This is a genomic window from Microcoleus sp. B13-B6 (assembly GCF_036705405.1).
Lineage (GTDB): Bacteria > Cyanobacteriota > Cyanobacteriia > Cyanobacteriales > Microcoleaceae > Microcoleus.
This window is the reverse complement of sequence record NZ_JAUBUJ010000097.1, coordinates 24065-31347: the sequence shown is the minus strand read 5'-3', so window position 1 is coordinate 31347 and position 7283 is coordinate 24065. Positions and strand designations below refer to the sequence as shown.

6 protein-coding genes are annotated in these 7283 nt (G+C 46.9%); all 6 read right to left on the bottom strand.

What is annotated here, in order from left to right; genetic code table 11:
* Positions 1 to 244 precede the first annotated feature (244 nt).
* The 6 genes from rimO to QUB35_RS31120 all read right to left on the bottom strand — a co-directional run bounded on the left by rimO (position 245) and on the right by QUB35_RS31120 (position 7282).
* Complete coding sequence (gene rimO, locus QUB35_RS31145) at positions 245 to 1567, bottom strand: 30S ribosomal protein S12 methylthiotransferase RimO (protein ID WP_333145557.1); 1323 nt, start codon at positions 1565 to 1567, stop codon at positions 245 to 247.
* Positions 1568 to 1838: 271 nt separating this feature from the next.
* On the bottom strand, positions 1839 to 2462 hold the full coding sequence (locus QUB35_RS31140) for a Uma2 family endonuclease (protein WP_333145554.1): 624 nt from the start codon (positions 2460 to 2462) through the stop codon (positions 1839 to 1841).
* Between the two features lie 240 nt (positions 2463 to 2702).
* On the bottom strand, positions 2703 to 3341 hold the full coding sequence (locus QUB35_RS31135) for a Uma2 family endonuclease (RefSeq protein WP_333145549.1): 639 nt from the start codon (positions 3339 to 3341) through the stop codon (positions 2703 to 2705).
* Between the two features lie 346 nt (positions 3342 to 3687).
* The gene (locus QUB35_RS31130) at positions 3688 to 4713 is read right to left on the bottom strand and encodes a D-alanine--D-alanine ligase (RefSeq protein ID WP_333145545.1); all 1026 of its coding nucleotides are present in this window, start codon (positions 4711 to 4713) and stop codon (positions 3688 to 3690) included.
* Between the two features lie 2 nt (positions 4714 to 4715).
* Complete coding sequence (locus tag QUB35_RS31125) at positions 4716 to 6110, bottom strand: ATP-grasp domain-containing protein (protein ID WP_333145542.1); 1395 nt, start codon at positions 6108 to 6110, stop codon at positions 4716 to 4718.
* 368 nt (positions 6111 to 6478) lie between these two features.
* The gene (locus tag QUB35_RS31120; protein ID WP_333145539.1) at positions 6479 to 7282 is read right to left on the bottom strand and encodes a class I SAM-dependent methyltransferase; all 804 of its coding nucleotides are present in this window, start codon (positions 7280 to 7282) and stop codon (positions 6479 to 6481) included.
* Between the last annotated feature and the right edge of the window lies 1 nt (position 7283).

Genomic DNA, 7283 nt, shown 5'->3' with positions numbered 1-7283 from the left:
CTAGCACCGGATACAGTGCCACGTGAACTCATGAGGGTCGATCCCACAATTTTAGACAAAAGATCGAGCTCCCAGATGAGTCTGTGCAGTCAATCTAAAATCTAAAATCTAAAATCTAAAATCGACTTGACCCCGCCTAGCACCGGATACAGTGCCACGTGAACTCATGAGGGTCGATCCCACAATTTTAGACAAAAGATCGAGCTCCCAGATCAGTCTGTGCAGTCAATCTAAAATCTAAAATCTAAAATCTAAAATCGACTTGACCGTAGAGGTCGTAGACATCTGCACCAGTAATTTTCACAGATACGATCGATCCCAGTCGCGCTTCTCCTGTCACATAGACGAGTCCATCTACTTCTGGGGAAAACCGAGCGGATCTACCAATCAACTCACCTGTCTCTGGTTGTTCTTGTTCTATCAGGACATCAACTACCTGACCGACAGATTCTTGATTCTTCTTCAATGATATAGGTTGTTGTGCCGCCATTACCGCATTGCGCCGCATTTCCATTATTTCTGCTGGTATTTGCTGGGGCAAGCTGAAGGCTGGGGTTCCTTCTTCTGGCGAAAATACAAAAACTCCTACGTGATCGAATTCGTGGCGCTTGACAAATTCCAGCAAGTGTGCTGCGTGTTCCTCGGTTTCGCCGGGAAAGCCGACAATAAAAGTTGTCCGCATCACGGCGCCGGGAAGTGCTGCTTTGAGTCGATCGACTATGGCATCATTGATCCCAGCTTGAAAAGGCCGATTCATCGCCCGCAGAATTTCCGGGTGCGAGTGTTGCAGGGGTAAATCCAAATACGGCAAAACGTTGGGCGTTTCGCGGATTGCCTCGACAACTTGCGGAGTCAAACCTGTAGGATAGGCGTAGTGCATCCGAATCCAAGGCACATCTACTTCACCCAAAGCGCGCAGTAGTTCGGCTAGTTTCGGTTCGCCATAAATATCTTTGCCGTAGTTGGTGGTAATTTGAGAAATTAAGATAATTTCCTTTACCCCTTCCGAGGCTAATTGCTTAGCTTCCGCGACGATAGATTCGATCGTCCGCGATCGTTGATTTCCGCGCAAGTGCGGGATAATGCAAAATGCACAGCGGTAGTCGCAGCCTTCTGCTATACGCAGATACGCGACACCTTCCGATGTCGTGCGGTAGCGCGGAGTAGTTTCGTCAGCGATGTAAGTAGGTTCTGAAGAGACGAGGGAAACTCGATCGCCCTTTTCCACCTGCTGCATAACATTGACGATTTTATGATAGTCGCCAGTGCCGACAATTGCGACTGCTTCCGGCAATTCATCCAGCAATTCCTGCTGAAAATGCTGTGCCATGCAGCCGGTGATGACTACTTTTTTATTAGCTTCTGCCAATTCTACCAAGGTGCGGACTGACTCTTCTCGCGCCGCTTGGATAAAACTACAAGTATTGACTACAACATAATCAGCTAATTCTTCATTAGAATCGACTTGATAGCCCGCTTGAGCCAGCAAGCCGATCATGTGTTCGGTATCGATGCGATTTTTTTCGCAGCCGAGGTGAGTAAATGCGATCGTTGGCTTCGTTGCCATGCAGTAATAGTTAGTGTTGCGCTATTTTTGAGAACGTTTTATGGTATCACACAATTAAAAAAATTGCAATGTGTATGTGGAATATCTGGACTGTTGTGGTGTCCGCAGGTGTTGTGTGATATTTGTGCGATCGTGAACGAGGTGAGGATTTTTACGGTTTGTGCGATCGTACTTTCCCGCTTTTTCGCTGCCAGATTTTGACCCAATTGTCAGGTTTTGGTGTCGTCGGAAGGCTTCGACAATCTTACGCCCTTTGCATAATTTCGACTTGCTAGTTCGGCAAGCCAGCCAGAAAAATCTTCTCTGCTGTTAAGTTCAATTCTGAAAAAGCCAACGACTCAATCCTTTCGCTTCCCCTAAACTGTTTTACCTGATACTCCCCATCTACTAGCTGGTAAATCGAGAGAGTGGGTTGTTTGGGATTGCCGATAAACTTGCGACCGCCTAAACCAAGATAGTCTACAATCCAGTATTCGGGAATGCCCATTTCTTCATAGTCGGAAGCTTTGAAAAAATAATCATCCCGCCAGTTCGTACTGACCACCTCTACAGCTAGTCGCACCGAAGAGCCCATCGTGATGACTGATTCTTTTTTCCAGCGCGGTTCGCTTGCAAGTGCGGTTCGGTCTAGGACAATTACATCTGGCTGGTAGCCAGATTCGTTACGCGCAAGCTTGAGCAAGCAATCACTAGGGATAGAGTAAGGCAATTGCAGTCGCCTGATTTCAAAATTGATTTCACCGGAAATGAAACCTGTAACGTCGGAATGGTCGCCAGTTCCTAAAGGCATTTCAACAATTACTCCATTGTGTAGTTCGTACTTATGGACAGAGTTCTCTGGATACCAAGCAACGAACTCATCAAACGTGATTGTTTTCGATATGGTTTGGATCATGTTGCGGTTTCCTCTGTCTGGTGATTAGTATGCGGAAAGCTCAAATATTACACAAGGATTACAGGCAACGTTGCCTCTAATCCTTGACAAATTAAACTGTAGCTGATATAATTTAGATAGCCCGTCCTTACAAAACAGCACTTGGTACAAAACTTGGTACAAAACGCCGATTTGTCACAAAATTGGTGTCCTTTTGTACCCATTTGATATCCTTTTGATACCCGATCGCCCCCACTCCTTCTAGCTCGGCTCGGTTAAGGGCAGACCGCCTCGAAAAATCAACTCGGCAGTCAACCTCAACTCTGGGAAAGCCAGCGATTCAACTCGGTCATCTCCCCGAAACTGGCTGATTTGATACTCGCCGTCAACCAACTGGCAAACCGAGAGCGTGGGTTGCTTGGGAGTGCCGATGAACTTGCGGCCGCCCAAACCAAGGTAGTCCACAATCCAGTATTCGGGGATGCCCATTTCTTCGTAGTCAGCGAATTTGAGATGGTAATCGTCCCGCCAGTTGGTACTGACGACCTCTACAGCCAGTCGCACCGAAGACCCCATCGTGATGATGGATTCCGTATCCCAGCGCGGTTCTCTCTGGCGCAGAGCTGCTTCGTCTAGGACAACTGCGTCTGGCAGGTAGCCCGCCTCGTTGCGGACGGGTTTGAGCAGGCAGTCGCCGGGGATAAAGCAAGGCAATTTCAGTCGCCTGATTTCTGCGCTGATTTCGTCCCTGGTTAAACCTATAACGCGGGAATGGCGGCCGGTTCCTAAAGGCATTTCAACAATTACTCCATTATGTAGTTCGTACTTATGGACAGAGTTCTCTGGATACCAAGCAACGAACTCATCAAACGTGATTGTTTTGGATATGGTTTGGATCATGTTGTGGTTTCCTCTGTCTGGTGATTAGTATGCGGAAAGCTAAAAGATGGCACAAGGATTGTCGGCACTTTACCGACAATCCTTGACATAGGAAGTGAAGTTTGGTATAATTTTGCGTCCATAATATCAAAATACCGATCGCGCCGATCGACTGAATCTAAAAGTATCCACAGAAGTTCTTGATACGATCATTATTTCACAAATTTTGTGATGTTTTAGCTAAGCTGTTCTGCCTTTAAATTGTATGTCAAAAAAATTTAAAGTCTTGTGGGGTGGGCGTCCCGCCCGCCCTGAATATACAGTTTAAATGCGCGACAGCTTACTCCGATCGCAAACTCAGCCTGAGTCATCTCTGCAAGGCATTTTGCAACATACTTTCAAAAAAAGTATCCAGAGAAGTTCCTGATGCTTTCGTCATTGCAGAAAGCACACTTTTCTGAGCAAAAGAACAGTATAGCCCCGCTTCCAAAAACCAAGGTTTTCCCTGCGGATCGATGCGAAAATCAAAGAGACTATAATCGCGACAACCCAAAGCGATGTGGCATTTTCTGGCCATATCCCAAACTCTCTCCGTAATCGGATCGCTGGTGTCAACTATCCACGACTTGGTACTATCCTTAGAAGTCAAGATCAAGTTGCCATCGTCATTTTGTTTCAGCTTATCGGCATAACTCCGAATCGGCATTGTGTCAGCATTTAGAGCATACTCTTCTAGTGGTAAACAGACTAATTCGCCTGCTTTGATGATAATTCCACAGCGAACTTCTCTACCCAATTCAATGAATTTTTCAACGAGCACTTCCTCGGAATGAGTCAATGCTGTCTGCAAAGCTGCATCATAGTCAGCAGCATCTTGAACGAAGGTTACTCCAATGGAATTATCGCCATTTAGTGGTTTGAGGACGGCTGGGAAATCAATCAAGGTTCGATCGCCCGCGCGGACAACTTCTCCCAACGGTACACTTACCCCAGCGGCCGCTACTACTGCCTTAGTCTTGGCTTTATCAGCCACCAGCGCCATCAACTCTGCCGGATTACCCACATAAGGAATACTCAGCATATCGAACAAGCTGCGGTATTGAGTCATGCCGGGGATGCAAAACATCTGCGGTACCATTACGTCAATCTTTAGCTGTGTCAGCACCTCTACAGCGCCCGCTAGAGACATGGGATTAGCGGCTGCGATCGCACCTCGATCGAGAGAGGTGGGAAAACGCCATTGGCCATCGGGAGAAATATAGGCAATATGAAATTCATAGAGTGCTGAATTAGCAGCATTTTTCAGACAATCTTCTGCATAAAGCCGCGATAAATTACAGTAAAAATCGCTAACTGCCGAGCCGACTAAATGCAAAACCCGTACTACTGACATCCTCAATCTCCCCCTATTTCCACAAGTTTGCCAATATTAAAATCAATCCGAATCCACTCTTTCGGGTTCTGTAAATTTCCCCATAACAACAAGGGAATTTGCCAATGATGCACCATCAAAAAGGGCAGTGGATCGTCCCACTCGAAGATGGCATCTTTGCCTTGGGCGATAATTTGTAACCGCTCAGAAACTAGCTTTGGCGACCACAAATGAGTCACCAATCGCCAAATTTCATGGTAAATCCAGTAAGTCGGGCGACTTGATGCCAAAGGCTGCACAGTCTGTGGTAAAGGGTCGAGTTCCAAATAAGCTTTTGCCACATCAGGATGGTTGTAAAACATCGTGATGGCTGAATGGGTGCGCGGGTTGCATTCGATCGCGTAAATCTCTCCATCATCCGCCGCCTGAATGAAATCAAAGGAAACTTGTCCCGTCAGATTTAGACTCTTGGCAAACTGACGAATCCAATTTTCGATATCCGGGCGATCGACATTCTGGTAATTCACCTGAAACGCCGACGATTCACAGCAACAATGCAACTGAAGATGACCATCACGAATTGTACTGTGAGTGCAGAATTCTTGCCCGGGAATATACTCTTGCATAATCCAAGGTTTACTCTCGGAAATTGGTAATGAGTTGACAAATGTGGCAGTTTTTGCAGGGTTTTCGCAGGGTAATTTAGTTAAGTTTAACCTGCGGACAGAATCGTAGGGAATACTTTTGATAATATATGGACGCTGTGCGTCACTAAAATCAAAATCGATTACTTGCTGGGGATTAGTAATGCGATAAGACTTCGGAACTCGCAGCCCCAATGCTTCCGAGGCTTTTGCAAACTGATATTTATCATCCAAACGTTGCAGAGTTTCGACATCTACGTGCATTACCGTACAGTGGGGAGAAAGTACCCTTTTGACTTCGGCATCGTAGTAACTGGCGACTGGACTACAGACTGGAACGTAAACATTAACTTTCTCTTGTTGGACAATTTTCAAGAGTGCTTGGGGGTATTCCTCTGTCTGCGGATTTGGTACTGTGTAAAAGCGATCGACTGCCCAAGAGTAACGATGACCTGTCAGCCAGTATTTCTCGGTTTCTACCAAAATTACCCGATGACCGGCCTTATGGAACGATCGGGCTAGCTGCAATGCTTTGGTCATCTTGCCGCCGCTAATCAAAATCGTTTGGGGAGAGTCCGCGATCGATCGAGACTGAAACGGTTTGATGATGATGGATCTCAGTAGGGCGATCGCAGTTAAAGCAATATTCAGGGGCAGTACCAATAGCAGCAAAATTAAGGTTGCTATAGTTTTAACGGCTGTCTGGAAGCGCCTATTCCCAGTGTTTGTTTCCTGTTCAGATGGCATCGCTGCCACAGAAACTGTTTCGAGCATAATTTCCTAGTAAGTAGACACTCTAATTAGCGGTGGTTTTTGAATGATTAAACCGCAGATGACGCTGTTGGCGCCGAGTCTCCAGAAGAGACAGATCAATCATGCGGATGAGGCGCGGATTTGATATTACGCACGGGTGGTTAGGATCGTCAATTAAATAATTTCCCTTTTTTCTTGTGGGATGGGCGTCCCGCCCGCCCAGAAAGGACGGGCGTCCCGCCCATCCCACAACAGTCATGAAAAGTGGATTTTATTTAATTCTCATCCCTTAGAAACCGGGTTTTTTGACGATCGGACTTCGTTACAGCCCGCCCAATAGGGCAAAAAACCCGGTTTATGCAGGTTTTGATGCGTCTAGGACTGTTCTACTAAACGCGCCGAATTAAGGTCAATCCATCTCTCAGCGGCACTAACACCTGCTCTACGCGCGGATCGTCAACTAGAGCCTGGTTAAATTTGGCGATCGCAACTCCGTTATCAGTAGCAGTACCCGACACATAGGGCTGTCCCTGCATCAGAGTATTGTCTGCACAGATCAAGCCATTGGGAGCCAACAGCCCAGTGGTGAGCAATAAATCGAGATAATCTGTGTATCCAGCTTTATCAGCATCGATAAACACCAAATCGAAGACTTCCCCGTCTTGGGCCAATTGTTTCATGGTTTCTAGAGCCGGTGCCACCTTCACTGAGATTTTGTGACCGGCAGTAGATTCGTGAAAACACTTCTGGGCAAATTCAGCTACATAAGCATCTACTTCGCAGGCTACCACCACTCCATCCACCGGCAGTGCTTCCGCCATCGCTAGTGCTGAGTACCCGGTAAACATCCCTATTTCCAGTACGCGCTGTGCTTTGGTGAGATGGACGAGAAACTTCAGCATTTGGCCTTCCACATGGCCCGAAAGCATTTCCTGTTCCAAGTGGCGCACTGTCTCGCCGTCAGAGAATCGCTTACTCCAATCTTCTGATTGGGTGCGCTTTACTAACGCGGCTAAGGCGGGAGATTCCGGCGTGGTACAAAGGTTCAGGTACGGATCGAGACCATTTGCTAGTTCGTAGGCTTGTTGTAATTGGGCCTTGAAAGCTCGATCGAGATTATCGATTTTTTCTACTTGCGAGGCGAGACTTTCGAGTAAAGAGGCTAAAATCCCGACTGGGGTAACGGGTCTCATC

Coding starts and splice junctions, on each gene's coding strand:
- rimO (WP_333145557.1), bottom strand. CDS start 1,567: ATGGCAACGAAGCCAACGATCGCATTTACTCACCTCGGCTGCGAAAAA.
- QUB35_RS31140 (WP_333145554.1), bottom strand. CDS start 2,462: ATGATCCAAACCATATCGAAAACAATCACGTTTGATGAGTTCGTTGCT.
- QUB35_RS31135 (WP_333145549.1), bottom strand. CDS start 3,341: ATGATCCAAACCATATCCAAAACAATCACGTTTGATGAGTTCGTTGCT.
- QUB35_RS31130 (WP_333145545.1), bottom strand. CDS start 4,713: ATGTCAGTAGTACGGGTTTTGCATTTAGTCGGCTCGGCAGTTAGCGAT.
- QUB35_RS31125 (WP_333145542.1), bottom strand. CDS start 6,110: ATGCTCGAAACAGTTTCTGTGGCAGCGATGCCATCTGAACAGGAAACA.
- QUB35_RS31120 (WP_333145539.1), bottom strand. CDS start 7,282: ATGAGACCCGTTACCCCAGTCGGGATTTTAGCCTCTTTACTCGAAAGT.